This window comes from Caproiciproducens sp. LBM24188 (assembly GCF_054130445.1).
Genome location: NZ_CP196862.1, coordinates 54530 through 76343, shown reverse-complemented (window position 1 = coordinate 76343; position 21814 = coordinate 54530). Strand labels below are relative to the sequence as shown.

17 protein-coding genes are annotated in these 21814 nt (G+C 51.9%); 8 read left to right on the top strand and 9 right to left on the bottom strand.

Translation table 11 applies throughout. The features are described 5' to 3' along the window. Positions 1–7: 7 nt before the first annotated feature. The 6 genes from ACSVDI_RS00320 to ACSVDI_RS00295 form a co-directional block, all read right to left on the bottom strand. Positions 8–1003 (bottom strand): ABC transporter permease, encoded by a 996-nt coding sequence (locus ACSVDI_RS00320; RefSeq protein ID WP_457943869.1) that lies wholly within the window; start codon positions 1001–1003, stop codon positions 8–10. Next, positions 1003–1944 carry an ABC transporter permease gene (locus tag ACSVDI_RS00315; protein WP_457943867.1) on the bottom strand — a complete coding sequence of 314 codons (942 nt, stop codon included), beginning with the start codon at positions 1942–1944 and terminating at the stop codon, positions 1003–1005. The genes ACSVDI_RS00320 and ACSVDI_RS00315 overlap by 1 nt, the downstream gene beginning before the upstream one ends. Before the next feature lie 268 nt (positions 1945–2212). Next, complete coding sequence (locus tag ACSVDI_RS00310; RefSeq protein ID WP_457943865.1) at positions 2213–4051, bottom strand: ABC transporter substrate-binding protein; 1839 nt, start codon at positions 4049–4051, stop codon at positions 2213–2215. A 130-nt stretch (positions 4052–4181) separates the two neighbouring features. Then, positions 4182–5291, bottom strand: a complete 1110-nt coding sequence (locus ACSVDI_RS00305) for a dipeptide epimerase (RefSeq protein WP_457943863.1) — start codon at positions 5289–5291, stop codon at positions 4182–4184. A gap of 197 nt (positions 5292–5488) precedes the next feature. Continuing rightward, positions 5489–6847, bottom strand: a complete 1359-nt coding sequence (locus ACSVDI_RS00300; protein WP_457943862.1) for an amidohydrolase family protein — start codon at positions 6845–6847, stop codon at positions 5489–5491. 53 nt (positions 6848–6900) lie between these two features. After that, on the bottom strand, positions 6901–7689 hold the full coding sequence (locus ACSVDI_RS00295; RefSeq protein WP_457943860.1) for a serine hydrolase: 789 nt from the start codon (positions 7687–7689) through the stop codon (positions 6901–6903). Between the two features lie 322 nt (positions 7690–8011). Here ACSVDI_RS00295 and ACSVDI_RS00290 point away from each other — a divergent pair, with 322 nt between their 5' ends. The 8 genes from ACSVDI_RS00290 (at position 8012) to ACSVDI_RS00255 (ending at position 18066) form a co-directional block, all read left to right on the top strand. Then, complete coding sequence (locus ACSVDI_RS00290) at positions 8012–9091, top strand: galactose ABC transporter substrate-binding protein (RefSeq protein WP_457943858.1); 1080 nt, start codon at positions 8012–8014, stop codon at positions 9089–9091. A gap of 91 nt (positions 9092–9182) precedes the next feature. Further along, entirely contained in the window at positions 9183–10682 is a 1500-nt protein-coding gene (locus ACSVDI_RS00285; protein WP_457943857.1) for a sugar ABC transporter ATP-binding protein, read from the top strand. A gap of 25 nt (positions 10683–10707) precedes the next feature. After that, positions 10708–11949 (top strand): galactose/methyl galactoside ABC transporter permease MglC, encoded by a 1242-nt coding sequence (gene mglC / locus ACSVDI_RS00280; RefSeq protein WP_457943855.1) that lies wholly within the window; start codon positions 10708–10710, stop codon positions 11947–11949. Positions 11950–12003: 54 nt separating this feature from the next. After that, positions 12004–12150 carry a hypothetical protein gene (locus tag ACSVDI_RS00275; protein WP_457943854.1) on the top strand — a complete coding sequence of 49 codons (147 nt, stop codon included), beginning with the start codon at positions 12004–12006 and terminating at the stop codon, positions 12148–12150. A 279-nt stretch (positions 12151–12429) separates the two neighbouring features. Next, positions 12430–14034, top strand: a complete 1605-nt coding sequence (locus ACSVDI_RS00270; protein ID WP_457943852.1) for a response regulator — start codon at positions 12430–12432, stop codon at positions 14032–14034. Between the two features lie 66 nt (positions 14035–14100). Next, a complete protein-coding gene (locus ACSVDI_RS00265; RefSeq protein ID WP_457943851.1) occupies positions 14101–15924 on the top strand; it encodes a sensor histidine kinase in 1824 nt (607 codons plus the stop codon). Between the two features lie 17 nt (positions 15925–15941). Continuing rightward, complete coding sequence (locus ACSVDI_RS00260; RefSeq protein WP_457943849.1) at positions 15942–16931, top strand: substrate-binding domain-containing protein; 990 nt, start codon at positions 15942–15944, stop codon at positions 16929–16931. An 88-nt stretch (positions 16932–17019) separates the two neighbouring features. After that, entirely contained in the window at positions 17020–18066 is a 1047-nt protein-coding gene (locus ACSVDI_RS00255; protein WP_457943847.1) for a galactose ABC transporter substrate-binding protein, read from the top strand. A 142-nt stretch (positions 18067–18208) separates the two neighbouring features. Here the strand turns inward: ACSVDI_RS00255 and galE are convergent, their stop codons facing one another. From galE to ACSVDI_RS00240, 3 genes are all read right to left on the bottom strand, one after another. Continuing rightward, the gene (galE, locus tag ACSVDI_RS00250) at positions 18209–19207 is read right to left on the bottom strand and encodes a UDP-glucose 4-epimerase GalE (protein WP_457943845.1); all 999 of its coding nucleotides are present in this window, start codon (positions 19205–19207) and stop codon (positions 18209–18211) included. A gap of 39 nt (positions 19208–19246) precedes the next feature. Then, positions 19247–20221 (bottom strand): galactose-1-phosphate uridylyltransferase, encoded by a 975-nt coding sequence (gene galT / locus ACSVDI_RS00245; RefSeq protein WP_457943844.1) that lies wholly within the window; start codon positions 20219–20221, stop codon positions 19247–19249. Positions 20222–20435: 214 nt separating this feature from the next. Continuing rightward, positions 20436–21722, bottom strand: coding sequence for a galactokinase (locus ACSVDI_RS00240; RefSeq protein ID WP_457943843.1), 1287 nt, complete (start codon positions 21720–21722; stop codon positions 20436–20438). Positions 21723–21814: the final 92 nt, after the last annotated feature.

Sequence of the window (21814 nt, the reverse complement as noted above, 5' to 3'; positions counted from 1 at the left end):
CCCCTCCTTAAACATGGTTTTTCGGGTCGGATGCGTCCGCGAACGCGTTGCCGATGATGTAGAACGAAATGGTGACAAAAGAAAGCACAATGGCCGGGAAGAACAGCTGGTAACGGAGTGCTTCCGAGGTCATCAGCACGCGGCCGTCGTTAATCAGGTTGCCCAGCGAGGGGATGCTGACCGGCAGGCCAAGCCCGATGTAGGTCAGGAACACCTCGTTGCCAATGGCGGCCGGAATTGCGAGCGCCATGCGCATCATAATGACGGAAACCAGGTATGGAAGCAGATTGCGGAAAATCACGCGCCGCGTGGGAGTGCCCAAGCAGCGGGAAGCAAGGTTGTAGTCCCGATCACGGATGATGACAATCTGGTTGCGGATAAAGCGCGCCATGTCCAGCCAGCCGGTCAGGCACATGGCAATGACCAGTGTGGAAACGCTGGGGCGCAGAATATACGAAAACAGAATTAGAACAATGGTCTGGGGAATGTTGTCCAGCACATTGTAAATTTCGGTGAACAAGCGGTCCAGCCTGCGCACATAGCCCCACAGCACGCCCATCAAAATGCCCAGCAGCGCTTCGGTCAGCGCCACGGCAAAGCCGATGAGCAGCGAGGTACGGGTGCCGCTCCAAACGCGGCTCCACAAATCCTGCCCAATGGAGTTGGTGCCGAACCAGAACTCTGCATTCGGGGTTTTGTTGCGCAGCTGCATGCCGTTTGCATCGTTGAAAATCTGGGTTGCGGAATGCTGCCCGGGCAGCAGCGGCTGAATGAACGTGAAGATGAGAATTACGCCGATTAAAATCAGCAGTGTGACCGCAGTTTTATTCTTAAAGAATACCTGAACGGTGGAACGCCAGTAAGAGTAATTGGAGTATCCGGTTTTTTCCGCCGCTTTTTCATCGAATCCGGCGAAGGAGAACAGCTCGTCGTCCGTCATATTTTCAAACGACTGATTGATGCTTTGCTCTACGGCAGCTGTTTTTTTATGCCTTAGTGCCATCAGCGTGCTCTCCCTTCCTTGGTGAAACTGATGCGTGGATCCATAGCGCGCATCAGCAGGTCGCCGAGCAGGAGGCCCACAATGCCCACTGCGGAGTAAATCAGGACAAGTGCCTGCACCATGTTGTTGTCCTGCCGCTGAATCACGTTGACCAAAAGGCCGCCCATGCCGGGCACGGAGTACAGCGATTCAATGTAAATGGAGCCCGCTACGGTATACAGAATGGAGGTAGGCAGGTACTGCACCATTGGCACGAATGCGTTGCGGAACACATGGTTCTTCATAATGTTTTTGCTGCTGACGCCTTTGGCGCGCGCTAGCTTTATGTAATCCTTGTTCAGCTCATCCACCATGTACCGCCGCAGCCACATGGCGTAATAGGCGATGTTCGGCAGAGCCAGCGAAACGGTGGGAAGAATCCAACTGGAGGGGTCGTCGGTGCTGAACAGAATGGGCACCCCAAACCAGTCGGTGCAGTAAAGCTGTATCAGCAGGTAATAAACCGCCGCAGGAACGGCCGTAATAAACACGATGAATGCGGTACCGAATTTATCCCAGAACTTGCTTTTCCCGCGGGCCATGGCAATGCCGAGCGGCAGGCCGAGCACCAGCGCAATGGCTATGCTGGCAAGTCCCATCAAAATGGAAACGGGCGCTTTGTCGCCAATGATTTCCAAACAGGGAACATTGGGGCGGAAAATCAAGGATTTGCCGAAATCACCGTGCAGAATCTGAATATAAAAGTTTTTCAGCTGAACCGGAAGCGGATCTAAAAGCCCCATGCTTTTCAGGGCAGCCTGAATCTGGTTTTGGTCCAGCTTATCAAAGTTCTGGAAATAGCCTTCAATCGGCATCAGCCTCATCAGCGAAAAAACAATGGTCGCAATGATGAAGAGCGTGACGAGCGATTGGAGCAGCCGTTTCGCGGTGTATTTTAACATGTCAATGCTCCTTTTTGCAAACGATACGAATCAATCCTGCAACAGGGTGGATTCGTATCTTCTGCCGTTATTTCGGAAAATCAGGGTTTAGGCAGCAAAGATATCCAGTGGTACTTGGAATAAAATAGGAATCATGACTCCGCACTGGCGGAGTCATGATTCGTGCGGGTAGCTACGGAAAGGATACACCGGCAAAACAGCAAAGCACCGTTACGGGGTGCTACGGAACTTTACCGGGGTTCCCTTCCTATCGTTTCGGGAAGAAATTTTACTGGCCTGCTTTGGCAAGCGCTGCGCTGCGCTCGGTGCGCCACTGCTTTTCTGCCGCGTAGAATTCTTCCGCGCTCATTGGCTTCTGCATAATGTGCTGACCCTTCCAGCGCAGGGTGGAAACCCCGAACGGCGAATACTGTGCCTCAAAAACATTTAGTTTGTTTACCTGATAGCCGTTGTTGTTCAACCCATAGGGAATGATAAACGCATTGTTAATAAGGAATGCTTCCGCCTTGGCAAACGCGTTGTAGCGCGCGGCAACATCGGTGGTTTGCTGAATGGCGGCGTTGTACAGGTTGGTGTAGGTCTTGTTGCCGTCCGCGTCGGTGTAACCTTCCACCTTTTCCGGCCAGTTATAGGTGCCGCCGTTCGGTTGGAACGGGTCGGTGAAGGTCTGCGGGTCGGCGTAATCCGGGCCCCAGTTGCACTTCATCAGTGCGTATTTGCCGGAGCGGCGTACCGCGGAAAGGAAGCCTGTGGCCGGGCCGGCTTCGGGGATAATGTCAATGTAATCCTTGCCGAGTAGGTTTTCCAGCTGCTGTTCCACTACCTGCGTTTCCTTATCCCAGTTGGTTGTGGAAGGATTGTAAGGAGTCAAAATCTTAATCGGGAAAGTCGCACCCGCTGCTTTCAGCTCGGCTTTCGCCTTCTCGGCGTACTGCTTCGCCTTGTCGGCCTGGAAGGAATCCCTGGAGGAAATCGCCTTCAGGTCACCAATTTGGGTGTAATCCGTTCCCTTCAGGTTGACGAAGTCGGGTGGTGTAATGGTGTTCAAAAGCTGCTGTTCCGGATGGTTCGGTTCCGCGACGGAGATTGCCTTTACGCGGTCCAGACCGTAGAAGATGGATTTGCGGAAATTTTCATTGTTTACAGCCTTTTTCCAGTTTTCCGGCTCATACTGTGCGTCGAACTTCGGGTCGAAGTTAAAGGCGTAGAAATACGAGTAGAAGCTATTGCGGCTGGGGGCAACCAGATTCTTGGTGTCGTCGTTCTTCATCCAGTCGTCCAGAATATCAGCGGAAAGGTACGCCTGGTCAATTTCCCCGCGCTTATACATTTCCGGCGCAAGGGTGGCCATTTCTTTATTATAAGTTTCTTTAATGCTGGTGATATAGACCTTATCCTTATCCCAGTAGGCGTTGTTCTTTTTGTAAACGTGCTCCTTCTGGGGCTCAAACGTGCTCAGAATGTAAGCGCCGTTGTAAAGCAGGTTGGTGTTGTCGGTGCCGAAGTTAGCGCCCTTTTCCTTCAGAAAGTCCCCGTTGGCCGGCAAAAAGCACACATAAACCAGCATAGAGAGGAAGTAGGAGGTCGGCTGTTTTAAGGTGTAGACCAGGGTGTAATCATCAGTCGCCTTTACGCCGACTTTGGAAAAGTCGGTGATTTTCTTGTTGAAGTAGTCCTCTGCGTTCGCCACCACGCTGTAAAACGCGTTAACGGTTTCGGATTTATTGTCGGGGTTCAGCAGGTACTGTGCCGCGTCGACGAAGTCCTGCGCTTTGACTTCCGCGACTTCATTGCCCTGATAATCCACCCATTTTACTCCCTTGCGCAGGTGGAACGTCCAGGTCAGCTGGTCGGCACTGGTTTCCCATTTTTCCGCCAGGCCGGGCTGCACAACGCCGTATTTGTCGTACTCCACCAGGCCATCCACGCAGTTTGCCGCAACCCACTGCTCGTTCTGGTTGCCGGTGGTCAGGTAGTTCAGTGTGGTCAGTTCGCTGGAATAAAGCCAGCGGAAGGTTTCTGATGACTGAGAAGCCTTTTTGCCGCAGCCTGTCAGGGTGCCGAGCAGCATGGCAGCGCACAGGAGCAGGGATAACAGCTTTTTCATAAGTTCATCCTCTTTCTCTTGATTCTGTTCTGTCTATGGATCAAAGGGCGGCGCTTCACACCGGCCTTTCTGCCATGGAATGAATTCAGAACGTAATCGATCACATAAAAACTAAAAGTAAATTATCGATTCATTTTTCGCATTTTACATGCGTGCCGCCATGAAACGCCGGAACGGTCTGGATTCCAAGCCCGGGGAGGCCGTTCATAACGATGCGGTTTTCCAGAAAATCCGGACCACCCTCAAACGGGTCAGTTTTGCACAGGGAGGGGCCGTCCAGATCGATGCGTGTTACAATCCCCTTCGCCGCCGCCAGGTGTGCTCCCGCCGTAACGGCCAACTTGCTTTCCAGCATGCAGCCCACCATGCATTCCACGCCATAGGTTTCGGCAATCGCGCAGATTTTCAGCGCGCCATAGATGCCGCCGGTTTTCATCAGCTTAATATTGATCAGGTCGGCCGCGTGTGTGCGGATGATCTCAACTGCATCCTCCGCCGAAAACACGCTTTCGTCCGCCAGAATCGGGGTGGAAACCGCACAGGTCACGGCATGCATTCCGTCCAGGTCATGTGCTTTGACCGGCTGCTCGCACAGCTCGATGTCCAACCCGCGGTCTTCCATAGCGGTCAGAATCCGGATCGCTTCTTTTGCCGTCCAGCCCTGGTTCGCATCTACCCGGATTTTTACGTCTTTCCCGACTGCCTCGCGGATTGCGGCAATCCGTTCTATATCGCGCACGCCTTCCTTGCCGACTTTGGTCTTCAAAATTCGGTAGCCGCGCCGGACGGCGTCCAGACTGTCCCTTACCATTTCGTCAATCGGGTTTACGCTGATGGTCAGGTCGGTTTCCAGCTCCCTGCGGGCTCCGCCCAAAAGCTGATACAGGGGGGCGTTGTACCGTTTTCCATACAGGTCGTAAATTGCCATGTCCACGCAGGCTTTTGCACTGGTGTTCTTTTGAATGCACCCGTGCAGACGCTGCATAATGCCGTCCAGATTTTCAATTTCCATGCCCAGAATCGCCGGGCTTATGTAATCGCGGATTGCGCCGATGATGGAATCCTTTGTGTCGCCAGTAATAACCGCGGTGGGCGGTGCTTCCCCATAGCCGACCTCGCCGGTGTCTGCGGTAATCCGCACCACCACGTCCTCTATGTTTTCCACCGTGCGCAGCGCGGTTTTAAACGGCGTTGCAAGCGGCACGAAAATTTCGTCAATTTCGATTTTTTGGATTCTCATAAGCCAACCCACTTTTTCTTACTTATGCAATATTATTAAATGAAAAATTCAAGAATTACAGCATTTGCATTTGATTATAACATTATATCTACTGGTTGTAAAGAAATTAAAGCCAAGAAATGACGGATTATCGTAAAAAAAATTCATTACGATTTTGTTACCAAATCTTTCTGGATGTTACAAAATGTTACGAAATTTTACCGAAAACGGAGCGCGCGCCCGAGCGTTCCGTTTTCCACCTGACCGTTCCACAGCGCGGTTTCGCCGCCAATGAGCACGGCATCGATTCCAATCGGGGGGCGTACGGGGTTGTCGTAAGTGGAGGCTTCGGCAATGGTGTCCGGGTCAAAAATGACAATATCGGCGTCGGCGCCCACGTTAAGGTGTCCTTTCCCGGCTAGCCGGAACCGCTCCGCCGGACGGCTGGAGATTTTAGCAATGGCTTCGTCCAGGGTTATCTTTCCGGAGCGGAAATACTGCCGAAGGAAGCGCGGGAAGGTTCCGGCGGCACGCGGATGCCCCTGCCCGTTGTGCAGGAACCCGTCGGTTACGACCATTACGCTGGGGTGGGTCAGGGCAAGTTCCACTTCCTGCGGAATCATTACATGGCAGACCGTAATGGTGCCCGGTGCCTCCCGCCGAAGTTTGTGGAAAAGCTCCTCCGTGCAGCGGCGGCCTTTATACGGTCCGTCGCACAGCTCAATGCTTTCATAGGTGGTGTGGTAGTGTTCCAACCAGCCCTCGTCGTATGTGGTTTCCCCGATTTCCGTGCTGAATGCGTCGTACGGGTAACAGTCGACGCCAAGGTTCACCCCGTTCATGCGGTATTCATCCAGCAGGCCAAGGGCTTCCTCCATTTGGCCGTACCCGGCCATGCTGCCGATGTGCGACACCTGCGCCTGAATCCCGAGCAGACGGGCAATTTCCGCGATTTCGCGTACGGCGTCCACTGCCCCGGCCGCGTCCTCCCGGATGTGTGCGCTGATGGGTTTGCCCATCCGTTTGCACAGGGAGCCTACTTCCAGCAATTCATTGAAGGTGGTTCCAGGGGTGTATTTGATTCCGAATGAAACCCCAATGCAGCCCGCGGCGAGTTCCTCTTCCAGATTGTGGAGCATCCGCCGGGTTGTTTCGCCATCAATCGGGCCGTATTTGTTAACACCGCCGGCACGCTGGCGCGCATCGGTATGGCCGACAAACAGGCCGAGGTTAATCGGGATTCCGATTCGGTCAACGTAATCTAAGTACTGTGCAGCGGACACAAATGCGTTGTTCCCGCAGTTCCCGCCCAAAGCGGTTGTAACGCCCATGCTCAGTTCCGCCAGGAACATGCTTGTGTCCAGCGATTGATCCTCGTTTCGACCGCCTTCGTGCATGTGCACGTCAATAAAACCGGGGGCTACGATTTTCCCCTGCGCGTCAATCACACGGTCCGCTGCGGGCTCTTCACGGGTGCACAGGGCGATTTTCCCGTCGTAAATCATCAGGTTGAGTCTGGTGTGAACTTTATTAGCCGGGTCGACGACCGTGCCGTTTTTAATCAGTGTAGTTGTCATATTGTGTATCCTTTCCTGGTTGAAGCAATGATTCCGTGGCTGTGAGTGTTTTCTTAATGGGTTCCCTGCGAAACCTGATCGTCGTACAGTAGTTTTGTAGTTTTCTGAATGACCCGCTCAAAAGCGGGAACGTCGGTTTCGTTGGAGCAGAAGCAGACCACGAACGGCTGGGGTGCAAACACAATGCCTACATCGTGCGTAATGCCGTCGTCTTCCCCGGTTTTGTGTGCGATTTTAACTTCACCGGTAAAATAGAACGGCATTTTTCCGTTCAGACGCTGATTTTTCAAAATCTGGATCATTTCCTCGGATGCGCGCTTGGAAATCAGCGTGCCGCGCGCCATCTGCTCCAGCAGCAAACCGATTTCCCCGGCGGAAATGTAGTTTTCTTTCCCCTGTGCCGCGGCGGCAGAATCGAACAGCAGGCGGTTCACCGTGGTGACCGTCAGGCCGAGCTGGCGCATCCGCTGATTGACGGCTTCCATGCCGAATTTTTTCAGTAGGATGTTGGTTGCGGTGTTGTCGCTTAGAATGATCATCAGAGTGTACAAATCCCGCAGGGTGACCTGCAGCCCGGTGTGCATGTAATTCAGTGCCCCGCAGGAAGGCAGTTTATCCTCCTCGCGGATCACATACGTTTCCTCGGGGTTCGCTTCCCCTGCTTCCATGCGTGCAAATACCTCTGTTAAAACGGGGATTTTAATCACGCTGGCGGCCATCAGCGGCAATTCGGGGTTCCGGCTCAGCGTTTCGCCGGTGCTGAGGTTTTTATAATAGAATCCTGTTTTTCCCGGTACGGATTCAAACAGGGCTGAAATTTCATCTTGCAGACTCTTTTTCATGGAAAACCGTCCTTCCTTTTATAGATTCTGTTCGCTTTTCATTGATACGGGTTCAGACTTTTTTTCATTATAACGTGTTTTTAAGTCCGGTACAAGGCGAATCCACGTGCCTTTTCCATATCACTTTATCTTCATAAAGTTAATAAATTTAGAGAAACATAAAAGAATTTTATATGGATTGTGATGCATAATAACGCTATAATCTCCAATAGAAACCGGCAATGCGAATCGAATTTGTGCAATAATACCATAATTCGTTTCGCGATGGTTTGGCCGGCAGATTTGAAAAGAAAAACAATCAGAAAGCAGGGAGGATTTTTTCATGAAGAAAATGGTTGCATTACTTCTGGCAGCGGCTATGATGGCCACAGCAGCAGGCTGCTCCAACGCTTCAAACGCTTCTTCGGCGGCGAGCAACGCGTCCGCAGCAGGATCAGAATCCGCTGCAGCAGCGTCTGACATCACGGTCGGCGTCTGCATCTACAAGTTCGACGATACCTTCATGACCGGCGTGCGCAACAATATGACCGAACAGGCCAAAACACTCGGCGCGAAGACGGACATCCAGGATTCGCAGAACAAACAGCCGACCCAGAACGAACAGGTCGACACCTTCATTACCAAGGGCGTAAATGCGCTGGCCGTCAACCCGGTTGACCGCACCGCAGCAGCTCCGCTCGTAGAAAAAGCAAAAGCCAAGTCGCTTCCGATTGTGTTCCTGAACCGTGAACCGGAAGCCGAGGTTATGAAGAGCTATGACAAGATATGGTATGTCGGCGCGAAGGCAGAAGAGTCCGGCACCATGTCCGGTGAAATCATTGCCGATTACTTCAAGGCGAACAAATCTGCCGATAAGAACGGCGACGGCAAAATCCAGTATGTCATGCTGCAGGGCGAACCTGGCCATCAGGATGCTACCCTGCGTTCCAAGTATTCGGTAGAGGCCATTGAAAAGGCTGGCTTCGCAACGGAAAAACTGGCGGCCGACACCGCTTACTGGGATAAGGTTAAGGCAACCGACCTGATGAACAACTTCATCGCTTCCCAGGGCCTTGACAAGATTGAAGCCGTTCTGGCCAACAACGACGATATGGCACTCGGCGCAATCGAAGCACTGAAAGCGAAGGGCTACAACAAGGGCGACAAGTCCAAGTTTATCCCGGTTGTCGGCGTTGACGCTACGGCCCCTGCACTGGCTGCCATGGCGGAAGGCTCGCTGCTCGGCACTGTGCTGAACGATGCGGAAAACCAAGGCAAAGCAACGGTCAACATTGCAGTTGCAGCTGCGCAGAATAAACCGATTACCAAAGAAAACATCGGTTATGACGTAACCGACGGAAAATATGTTTGGATCCCCTATGTAAAGGTTACCCAGGATAACTACAAGCAGTTCCAGTCCTGATCAACCATTCAGGGCGCATGGATTCCGCGGGGAACGCGAAAGCAGGGCGCTTTCCGTTCCCCGCGAATTTTAGAAAAGGAGGAATGGCTGTATGGGCGAATATGTGTTGGAAATGAATGGGATTACGAAAATATTCCCCGGCGTAAAAGCACTGGATAACGTCAGCCTGAAAGTCCGGCCCGGCAGCGTGCACGCGCTGATGGGAGAAAACGGCGCAGGCAAGTCCACCCTGATGAAATGCCTGTTCGGTATTTATCAGGAAGACGCCGGCGAAATTATCCTGGACGGACAGAAAGTCAAAATCACTTCGTCAAAACAAGCTCTTGACCTTGGCATCTCCATGATACACCAGGAACTGCACCCCATCCGGTACCGGACGGTGATGGAAAACATTTGGCTCGGCCGCTTTCCGATGCGGGGAATCGCGGTAGATAAAAAGGCGATGATCCGCGAAACCAAAAAGCTTTTTCAAGAAATCGACCTAAATATCAACCCCGAAGTACTGGCGGGCACACTTTCCGCCTCCAACCTCCAGTTGGTGGAGATTGCAAAGGCGGTCAGCTATAATTCGAAAATAATAATAATGGATGAACCCACCTCCTCCCTGACGGACAATGAAACGGAACACCTGTTTAAAATTATCCGTCAGCTTCAGAGCAAGGGCTGCGCAATCATCTATATCTCTCATAAAATGGAGGAAATCCTTAAAATTGCCGATGAGGTGACCATTATGCGCGACGGTCAGTACGTCGGCACATGGCCTTCCACAGAACTGACTACAGACCTGATTATCAGCCGTATGGTTGGGCGCGACCTGACCAACCGCTTTCCGCAGAAAGATTACACCCCGGGGGAGGAAGTGGTGCTTCGCGTAAAGGACCTGTGCTCTCCGCTGCCGAAGTCGTTCCAGCATGTGAACCTGGAGCTGCACCGGGGCGAAATTCTTGGAATCGGCGGCCTGGTTGGCGCGCAGCGCACCGAACTGGTAGAAGCCATTTTCGGGCTTCGTGCCATTGCTTCCGGAACGATTGAAAAGGACGGAAAGGAAATCAAAATCCGCAAGGTTGCCGATGCGAAAAAGAACGGCATTGCCCTGCTGACGGAGGAACGGCGTGCCTCGGGCGTGTTTGGCATTCTTTCCGTGCTGGACAATACGGTAATTGCCAGCCAGAAGGATTTTGCGCGAAATGGAGTTCTAATGCAGGGCAAACGCTATAAGGCGGCGAAAGAGTCCAACGCACAGCTCAACACCAAAACGCCGTCTATGGAAACGCTGATGCAGAACCTTTCGGGCGGCAACCAGCAGAAGGTCCTGTTTGCCCGCTGGCTGCTCACGCACCCGGATATCCTGATTCTTGACGAGCCGACTCGCGGAATCGATGTTGGCGCGAAATACGAAATTTATACCATTATGCAGGACCTGATTCATCAGGGAAAATCCATTATCATGATTTCCTCTGAAATGCCGGAGCTTCTCGGTATGGCCGACCGCGTGATGGTCATGTGCGAGGGCCGGGTTACCGGCGTGCTCGACCGGAAAGAAGCGGACCAGATCAGCGTAATGCGGCTGGCCACCAAGTTTGTGCAGTAAAACAAAGGAAAGCGAGGTAATGAATATGGATAAACAGGAAAAAGTCATCCCACGCGGCAAATTTGCCTATACTTATATCATATTCGGCATTATTGTCGGAATCATCGGTACCCTGCTGCAGACTGCATTTTATGTAAAAACCCTGTACGATCTTCCCAAACTGCTTTGGATTGTTGCAGCAGTATTCGTTATATACGGCATTGTGCAGATTATTAAGGCACCAAGCATCGGCACAGATGTGGTGCTGTCCCCAAAATCAGCAAAAGAGTTTTTGACCAACAACGCAATTATGCTGGCATTAATGGTGCTGGTTATCGTGATTATGTTTATCGAGCCGCGTTTCATGCAGATTCAGGTTGCGCTTGATATTCTGACCCAGTCCTCCGTTAAGCTGATTGTCGCACTTGGTATTTGCTTTACATTGTTAATTGCAGGCACCGACCTTTCTGCCGGTCGTATGGTCGGTTTGGCCGGCGTTATTGCAGGCTCCATGCTGCAGACCGACACATATGCAAACCGCTTTTTCCCGGGGCTCCCCCAGCTCCCGCTGTTTGTTCCGATTTTAATCGCCATTGTCGTCTGCCTGCTGTTTGGCACGCTGAACGGCTTTTTGGTGGCGAAATACGATATGCATCCGTTTATTGCAACCCTGGCCGTACAGGTTATCGTGTTTGGCGCCTGTTCCCTGTACTTTGACCTGCCGCCGAACAATTCCCAGCCGATCGGCGGAATCCGCCCCGACTATCAGGCCCTCGGCCAGACGAAGCTGTTCGCATTTCAGATTGGAACCTTCCGGTTTGACGGCATTTCCGTTCTGGTTCCCATCGCCATGGTCATATGCGCCATCATTTGGTTTGTGCTGAATAAGACCGTATTCGGTAAAAATGTGTACGCCATCGGCGGCAACCGTGAAGCGGCAGTTGTTTCCGGCGTGAATGTGTTCGCCACGATTATGGGCATTTTCATCCTTGCAGGCGGCCTGTACGGCATTGCCGGTGTGTTGGAAACAGCCCGTGTTGCCGGTGCCGGTAACCAGTACGGCAACGGCTATGAGCTGGACGCCATCGCGGCCTGCGTGGTGGGCGGCGTGTCGCTGAACGGCGGCATTGGTAAGATCGGCGGCATCCTCAGCGGCGTGTTGATCTTCACCGTCATCCAGTACGGGCTGCAGTTTATTAATGTAAGCCCGATGTGGCAGCAGATTATCAAAGGCGTAATCATTGCAGTTGCAGTTGCCATTGATCTTTCCAAATATAGAAGAAAATAATCCACTCTTCCAATCGATAAAGCGATTCCATAGGACAAGAAATGTGGTGATACTGTGCGCGGGAGTCAAACCCCCGGTGGAAAACGCAGGGAGAGAAAACGCACGGCGCTCCGCATTGACGAGAAAACACTCCAATGGTTTGTCCTCGCAGCGGCAGCAGTCATTGTGGTGATTCTTGCTGCTCTTTTACTGAACTATTAAATGAAAAATCCACGGTTTGCACCGGAAAAAACGGAGCAGACGGGATTTTCCAAAGATTTGAATTTGCCGGCTCATCTCTTTCATACTATTTTTTCTAATTTCTCCTACCACAGACACAGCCCGCGCGGGAACTCCCGCACGGGCTGTGTTTCTTGCAGATTAAATCACTACATTTCGCTAGAATTAAAATAATGATGCAAAGAAATTTGTTTAAATAGTAGATTTCGTTGTTGCAGGTGTTATAATTATGATATCGCATATTTGGAATGGGGGGTCTTTATGGCGCTTTACCGCATCCTTCTGGTGGATGACGAGGAAGAGGTTCGGGAGGGAATCATCCGGAAGATCGACTGGGAAAGCCTAGGGTTCGAAGTGGCCGGCGACGCAGAAAATGGGTTGGACGCGCTGGAAAAAGCAGAGCATCTGCATCCAGACGTGGTCATGACCGATATTAAAATGCCGTTTATGGACGGGTTGGAACTTGGGGAAAAGCTTCGGGTTCTGCTGCCCTCTACCAAACTGATTATTTTTTCCGGGTTCGATGATTTTGAGTACGCCAAGAAGGCAATTAAAATTAATGTGGCGGAATACGTGCTTAAACCGATTAACTCCGGGGAACTTACCGAAACGCTGAAAAGGCTGAAGGCGCAGATGGACCAGGAATTTGCGGAAAAGCGCGATGTGGAAACCCTGCGCCGCAATTACTTGGAAAGCCTTCCCGTACTAAGGGAACAATTTCTGGTCGGCTTGCTGGAAGGGCGCGTTTCTGCGGAGCGCCTGCACGCGCAGGCAAAGCAGTTCGGCCTGTCGCTGGAAGCGGGGAATTGGGCGGTTGCTATGGTGCGCGCCGCCGCAGAACCCCGGGAATCGGCAGTTTGGAACGGCGAGGAAGAGCTGATTCCGATTTCCCTGAAACGTACACTGGAGGAGATCTTAGGCAATTACTGTCGTTTTGTCGACTTTTATTATTCCGACAGTATCGTGGTTCTTGCAGAGCTGGAAGCTGCTGGGGGGGTTGTTCCGCTGACAGCGGGCATTGACGAAGTCTGCAAATCCGCGGAACAGGTGCTTGGGGTTCACGTAACAGCGGGCGTGGGGACACCCTGCGATTCCCCAATGGAATTCCGACACTCTTACCGCGAGGCACAGAGCGCGCTGGAATACAGCACGGTGCCGGGCGCGGGAAGGACGGTTTACATAGGCGATATGGAACCGGCAATCCTGGTCAAGCCGGAGTTCGATGAGCAGGAGGAACGTGCGCTGGTCAATGCCGTGAAAATGGGATCGGAGGAAGAAATCCGTTCCTGCATGGAAGGAATCTTCGCCCGGCTGGAATCGGCGCCGCCGTCCCTCAATCGGTATCAAATTTATTTACTCGAAATGTTTTCCGCACTGCTGAAAATCATGCATGCCTGCGGACTGGAAATGGAGAAGGTTTTTAGCGGGAACGACAACATTGTGTCGGTGCTGGGCGGACTGCACACGCCGGAGGAAATGAAACGCTTTTATACAGAAAGCTGCGTGCGCATCAGCGAACTCATCCGGCGGGAGCGGGTGGATTCTACCAAGCTGCTCGCGGAAAACGCGAAGCAGTATATCGCAGAAAATTACCAGCGGGAAGACCTTTCCGTGGAGGAGCTCAGTTCTTTCCTCCACGTGAGTGCAACCTACTTTTCCACGGTGTTCAAGCGGGAAACCGGGATGAGCTTTGTGGCTTACCTGACGGAGGTGCGCCTGCAGCAGGCGGTCAACCTGCTGAATACCACGGATGACAAAACTTATGTCATTGCGCAGAAAGTCGGTTACCCAGAACCGAACTATTTTAGCTACGTGTTCAAGCGGAAATTCGGAGTATCCCCTTCGAAATACCGCAGCCAGAAGTAACCGGATGCAGCAAAGCGGGAGATCCGCTTTCAAAACGGAAATGGAACGGGAAAGGATGGAGAACGTTTGCGGGAAAAAATACGGAAAACGTTGGACCGGTCCAAACATTTTTTACACCAGCGCAGCCTTCAGTTTACCATCTCCATTACGTTCACCATTGTTTCTGTGCTGGGTATGCTGGTCGTAGGCATCTCGCTTTCCATGCGGTTTATCAGTTCTTCGGAAAAGATGGCCTCCGAGGATAACACCCGCATGGTCGACCAGGTCAATTTGAATCTTGATACTTACCTGCGCAGTATGCTGCGCATTTCGGACTCCATGTATTACCGGGTGATAAAAAATGCCGACCTTGCCAAGGACGACCTTAGCCGGGAAATGAGCCTGCTTTACGAAACCAATCGGGACCAGCTCATCAGCATCGGTGTGTTTTCCGGAACGGGACAAGTCATCGCTGCGGAGCCGATTTCTCAGGTTAAGCCGACCGCCGATACCACCAAGCAGGACTGGTTTATCAATGCAACGCGGCGGATTGAAAACAACCACTTTTCCACGCCGCACGTGCAGAATCTGTTTGTTAACCCCGAAAACAATTACCACTGGGTGGTGTCGCTCAGCCGTTCGGTAGAGTTGACCACCGCCGGGTCCATCGCACACGGCGTGCTGTTGGTGGATATGAACTTCAGCGGCATTGAACAAATCTGTAAAAACGTCGATTTGGGGGAAACGGGTTATATTTATTTGATCGACCAGAATGGGGAACTAATTTACCACCCCCGCCAACAGCTGATTTATTCCAATTTAATTCATGAAAACAATTATGCTGCTGCCAAATATGAGGACGGCAACCATTTTGAATATTTCGATGGGCAGGAGCGCCTGATTACAGTGAAAACCGTGGGTTATACCGGATGGAAAATCATCGGGGTTTCCTCCACGCAGGACATAACCTCCGGGTATTCGCAGATTAAACTGTTTGCGTTGTTTTTCCTCTTTTTCGGTGTTTTTCTTCTGATTTTTGTCAACATGTTTTTGTCCTCCCGCATTGCGACCCCAATTAAGGAACTGGAACGGGCGGTGAAGGAAATTGAAAAAGGGCGGCTGGAGGATGTGAAAATCCCCACCTCCGGTTCTTATGAGGTGCGGCATCTGGGCCAAACATTGAATTCCATGGTGCATCAGCTGCGCAACCTGATGACGGATATTGTGGCGGAGCAGGAGTCCAAGCGGAAAAGCGAGCTGGACGCGCTTCAGTCGCAGATTAACCCGCACTTCCTGTATAATACGCTCGATTCCATTATATGGATGATCGAAAATGAAAAGTACGACGGTGCCATTACCATGGTTACGGCGTTGGCCAAGCTGTTCCGCATCAGCCTTTCCAAGGGGAAAAATATCATTTCCGTGGCGGATGAACTGGAGCATGTGCGCAACTACCTGACCATTCAGAAAATGCGCTATAAAAACAAATTCGACTTTACAATTACCGCAGAACCCGGTACCGGGGAATGCGATACCATCAAATTGATTGTGCAGCCGCTGGTGGAAAACTCCATTTATCATGGAATGGAATTTATGAGCGGCGACGGGGAAATCAACATCCATTCCTATTTCCGGGAGGGTGATCTTTACATCGATATCATCGACAACGGGCTTGGAATGCCGCAGGAGCAGGCGGATCTGCTCCTTACGGAGGACAACACTACCCACAAGCGAGGAAAAGGTTCCGGCATCGGGCTGAAAAATGTGCAGGAGCGCATTCAGCTTTATTTTGGCAAGGAATACGGGTTGGCCATTTACAGCGAACCGGACGAAGGGACGACGGCACGCATTCATCTGCCCGCACGCCCCTTTGGGGACGGGGAGCCCCCGCGGGAAGGCGGTGCAAAATAAGAATGGATAACGGTTCCATGGAAAAAACCTCAATTACGAAAACAAAGGTGCTTGCTTTCGTGGGAATTCTGTTGGTCTTTATTGCCGCGTCCCTATTTTTGTACCGGGACCGGCTGTCGGAAAAACAGAACAGCGATCCTTACGAAATATCGGTCATTATCCGGGGGAAAAATACGGAAAGTTGGACGACCATCCGCCAGGGAATTGACCAGGCGGCGAAGGACCTGAACTGCGACGTGAGCTTTGTTACGCTTTCCAGCGAAAACAACGCCGAAGAACAGGTGGCGCTCATTCAGCGCGAAATTGCCAACGGCGCGAATGCCATTGTGATTTCCCCCGTAAATTCCACCGACCTGGAAGAGCCGGTGCGCAAAGCGATGAAGCTGGTTCCCATAGTGTCGCTTCAGTCCACGGTAACCGGCATTCAAGGGCTTCCCTGCATTTCCTGCGATAATTACAAGCTGGGCAGTGCGCTGGCTGACAAGCTGCTTTCGGATGAAGAAGCAAAGCGAAAGGTCACCATCCTGCGCAACAGCATGGACTGCAGTTACATCCGCCAGCGCTATTTGGGGGTGAACGCCGTGCTGAGTAAGGAAGCCGGAAAAATTGATACCTGGGAAATTCCGGACGACCCACAGGAGGCCTATGACACCGCCCGTGGAATGCTTCAGAACAGCAGTTCCACCGCGTTTGTCGCGTTGGACGGAGCCACGCTGGATGCGGTGGCAAAGGCAGAACGCGACTTGCTGAAAACCGGGAGCAAACCGGTTCATATCTATGGGCTGGGCAGAACCAACACCGTGGTGTCGCTGCTGGAAAATCAGGTGGTTAGCGCAATCGGCGTGGAAAATGAGTTCAACCTCGGCTACCTCAGTATTCAGTCTGCGGTGAACCAGATTAATAAAAAAGCAGGCGCAGGAACGCCTCAGATTAATTTTGCAATTGTGGATCAGACCAACATGTATAATTCCGACAATCAGCGTCTGCTGTTCCCCTTTGTACGCTGAGCGGAGGAACTGTTTTCAAAGGGCGGCGGCTTACGCGCGGCATGGCGTCCGGAGGAAAAGCACAGAGCGCGAAGAACGGAGGGTTGGTATGAAACGGTGGATTCGCCTGACGGCGGTGATTCTGGTACCTGTTTTTCTGTTCCTTTCCTGCTGTTCCTGTGGGACCCAGTCTGATGCGGGAAAGGTTCAGACCATTCGTATTGGGGTAACGGTTTACCGGAAAGACGATACGTTCGTTGCAAGCCTTTGTACTTATTTGGAGCAGATTGCAAAGAAAAAAGAGAACGAGAGCGGCAAAAAAATAGTGCTCAATATTGTGGACGGCCAGTCCAGTCAAGCACTACAGAACGACCAGGTGGATCAGTTTATTTCACGCAATTACGATGTAATCTGTGTGAACGAAGTGGACCGCACCGCGGCGGCTACCATTGTTAACAAGGTAAAGGCGGCGAAAATCCCCCTTATCTTCTTTAATCGAGAACCGGTGGAAGAGGATCTGCGAATGTGGGACCACGCGTATTACGTGGGCGCGGACGCCGCGCAGTCCGGCCGGCTGCAGGGCGAAATTGTAGTGGAAGCCTGGAAGAAGAACAAATCGCTGGATTTAAACGGGGACGGAAAGCTGCAGTATGTGATGTTGGAGGGTGAGCAGGAGCATCAGGATGCGCTGCTGCGCACAGAATATTCTATAAAAGCGATCACCGGGGCGGGCATCCATGTGGAAAAACTGGCGGACGACATTGCCAACTGGCAAAGGGCACAGGCGAACTCTAAAATGACGCAGTGGATTGAAAAATTCGGTTCCCGCATTGAAGTGGTGCTGGCAAACAACGACGACATGGCACTGGGTGCGATTGACGCGCTGAAGGCAAGCCACCTGGACCCCAAACCCATTGTGCTGGGCATTGATGCCACACAGGCCGGACTGAAGGCAGTGGACGACGGCAGCATGTACGGCACGGTGTTCAACGACGCCCGCGCGCAGGCACAGGCGATTTTTGACCTTTCCTATTCCTATGCAACGGGATTTACCACATCCGGCGGGGCGAAACCGAGCGGGCGGTATGTCCGAATTCCATACCGCGTGGTGACCCGTGAGAACTGCGAGGATATTCTGGACGAGATGAGGTCCTAGGGAGCTCAACTGTGCGGGCGAAAAAGGATAGGGATCCTTTACGCGAGGAGGAACACCGGTATTTCGAGTCGATAACAACTACAAAAAAGCCTCCGAAAGGAATCGAGTCCTTCCGGAGGCTGCATTCTTATTGAGAGTAATATTACTTTTGATTTTTAATGAAATTCCAGCTATCCCGGCACATTTCATCCAAATTGAGCTTCGCTTCCCAGCCGAGTTCGCGCTTTGCTTTGCTTACGTCGGCATAGCATTCGGCAATATCACCCGGTCTGCGCGGGGCAAACTGATAATTGACTTTTGTGCCGCTGGCTCGCTCAAACGCGTGAACCACGTCAAGTACGCTGCTGCCTTTGCCGGTGCCCAGGTTGTACGCCTGCGCGCCCGCAATGGAGTCGAGCTTTTCCAGTGCTTTCAGGTGGCCGGTAGCCAGGTCACATACATGAATGTAGTCGCGCACGCCCGTGCCGTCCGGGGTCGGGTAATCGTTGCCATAAACGCTCAGGCAGGGCAGCTTGCCGATTGCGACCTTCATGATATAAGGCATCAGATTGTTCGGAATCCCGTTCGGATTTTCGCCGATCAGGCCGCTCTGGTGTGCCCCAATGGGATTGAAGTAGCGCAGAAGCGCAACTTTCCAGTCCTTTTCTGCAAAGCAGAGGTCTTTCAGAATGGTTTCGATCATCAGTTTTGTGGTGCCGTACGGGTTGGTGGTGGAAAGCGGCATGTCTTCCTGGAACGGCACGGTGTTGTTCATGCCATAAACGGTTGCGGAAGAGCTGAACACCAGCTTTTTCACGCCGTAAGCTTTCATCAGCCGAAGCAGGTTAATGGTGCCGGTCAAGTTGTTGTGGTAGTATTCCAGCGGTTTGCCAACGGATTCGCCAACCGCTTTCAGTCCGGCAAAATGGATGACGGCGTCGATTTTGTTTTCTTGAAAGATTTTTTCAAATCCTTCATAGTCCAGCATGTCGCACTCATAAATTGGGAAGGTTTTTCCGGTGATTTTTTCCACCGCACGCAGTGCTTCGGGGGAAGAGTTGCTATAGTTATCCATTACAATGATGCCGTAGTTGTTGTTTAAAAGCTCAATGCAGGTATGCGAGCCAATATAGCCCGCGCCGCCGGTTACCAAAACGTTCATGGTTGTGTCCATCCTTTCTCTGCAGGAATCCGGAACAGGTTATTTCCGGGATTTTTCCTGAAAACGTTTGTATGCCGCACGAAGTTCCTCAGCGGTTTCTTCGGGGCAGGTGGGGTTGCAGCTTGCCCATGCGCCTGTTTCACTGGAGGCATTAAACTTTTGCTTTTCCGCGCTGCGCATCGGCGGGAAAAACTCAATGTGGAAGTGATAATCCTTAGAGTAATCGCCCATGTTGACCGGAGCATTGTGCATGCACATCATGTACGGGAATTTATAGCCGAACAGGCTATCGAGCATTCCGGCCGTGTCGCGGACGGTAATGCCGAATGCGTCCTTTTCTGCTTCCGTAAAGTCGGTCATGTATGGAACATGGCGGTTCGGGAAGATATAAACGCCGTAGGGGTATTCCGTGAAGAACGGCAGAAATACCGTAAAGTATTCGTTTTTGAAGATAATGCGTTTGTCTTCCTTTAACTCGTTTTTCAGCATGTCGCAAAACAGGCAGGCGTGCTTATCTTCATAATACTCTTTTGCAGAATTAGTTTCAAGTTCCAGCTTTTTCGGAAGGAACGAATAGCCGTAAATCTGGCCGTGCGGGTGCGGCATGGTTACACCTACCACTTCTCCACGGTTTTCAAACGGGAAAACATACTTAATTTTTTCATCAGCGCGCATGACTTCAAAGCGCTCGCACCAAAGGTCTACCAGCTTACGCATATGGCTGTCGGAAAGCTCCGGCAGGGTTACGGTGTGGCCGGGGGAGTACAGAATAACTTCGCATTTTCCGTAGCTTGGGCGGACTTTGAAAAAGTCCGTTGCAACATCGTCCGGCTCCGGCGGATTCTGCGAAAGGGCGGGGAAGTCGTTGTCGTACTCCATCACTTCGTAATCCGGAACTTTGCCGAAGCTCGGGCAGAACGGGCAGAAGTCCTTGGGCATCTGCGGTCTGCCCTGCCGGTTCGAAGCGATCATAATCCAGTCTTTAATTAATGGGTGCCATCTTAATTCAGCCAATGGTGAAACCTCCTGTATTTTTGCAATAAACCGTGAACAAGGAACCGTAAGCCATGCAAAACCGGGAACGAATAGGGCTCCCTTTTCACGAAGGAACCTTTTTCTTTCTCTGTCTAGAAAGACTTTGCGGGATGGAACACGGTAAGGTTACTATGATAGTGGGAAAGACTTTTGCTGCGATCTTACAGCCGCTTCCCTGCTCTTTGATTTTGCGTTAGATAATTTTAATGCCGCCGACCGGGCGGATGGAGAGGGTGTGGCAACTGCCTGCCCCGAGCACAGCCTCCATTTTTTCAACGAATTCCGGCAGATAATTCACCGGGACAAAGGTCTGTACCGTACCCGCAAAGCCGCCGCCGTGCACGCGGTAAGCGCCGCCAACGGGCTTCAGCAGACGCTCGCACAGCGCCAATGTGAGGGAAACGCCCTGTTCCTGCACATGGGAGGGAGAAAAGACGTTTTGCAGATACATATAAGAAGAGTGCCCGCTTTCCACCACCAAATTTTTAAAGGTGGAAAAGTCGTTTGCTTTCAGTGCTTCTACTTCTTTGCCGACGCGGGCATTATCGCCGAAGTAATGCATGGCGCGCAGAACACAGCGGTCACCCATCTTCTGGCGCAGCGCGCCGATCTGCGCGTAAAATTCGGTTTCGCTGACTTGGGAGAGAAGCTCTTTGCCAAAAAACGCTGCAACCTCTTTCATTTCTGCCGGAATGGCGGCATAGTCCGGGGTCAGGTCAGCGTGGTTGCCCCGGGTGTCAATAATGCAGAGTGCGTAGCTGCAGCTCGCAAAATCAAAGTCGATTTTTTCTACCTTGGGATGTTCCTGATCTCCAAAATCAATGGTAATAAAACCGCCAACGGAGCTTGCAGCCTGGTCCATCAACCCGCAGGGTTTGCCGAAAAAGACGTTTTCGGCATATTTCCCGATTTGTGCCACCCGGACCGCGCTTTCTTTCGCACCGCAGAAAAGATGGTTTACAATGGTTCCGATCAGAACCTCAAATGCGGCGGAGGACGAAAGCCCGGAACCGGAAAGTACACTCGACGTAGTGTAGGCGTCAAACCCTTCCATGGTGTAGCCCAGTTGCGTGAACTTTGCGAGGATGCCGCGAATCAGCGCAGCGGAATGGTTCTGTTCTTCTTCTTTCGGCTCCAGTTCGGCAATGTTCACCGAATCCATGAGGTAACCCTCGGATTTAACATTGACCGTCGCGTTTTCGTTTTTGGAAACGATGGCGACGACGTCCAAATTTACGCTTGCTGCCAATACATGCCCGCCCTGATGGTCGGTGTGATTTCCGCCAACTTCCGTGCGGCCCGGCGCGCTGAATACCGCAACCTCGCGGTTGACACCAAACTGCTCTTCAAACGCTTCCACCGCATGGATAAGCCGGGTGCGGTACGGTTCCAGCTCGTCAGCCCCGCAGACGTAAATGTGGGAAAGATCCGAGTCCAGTTTTCCGGATCGGATATACTCTTTTAATTGAGACGACAGCATTTTACTTCCTCCCCTATCCTGTTGATACAAATTTGCCCGATACCGATTTGAATTATGTATTTTATGCTCTCATTCTATTCCCCATGAAGCGA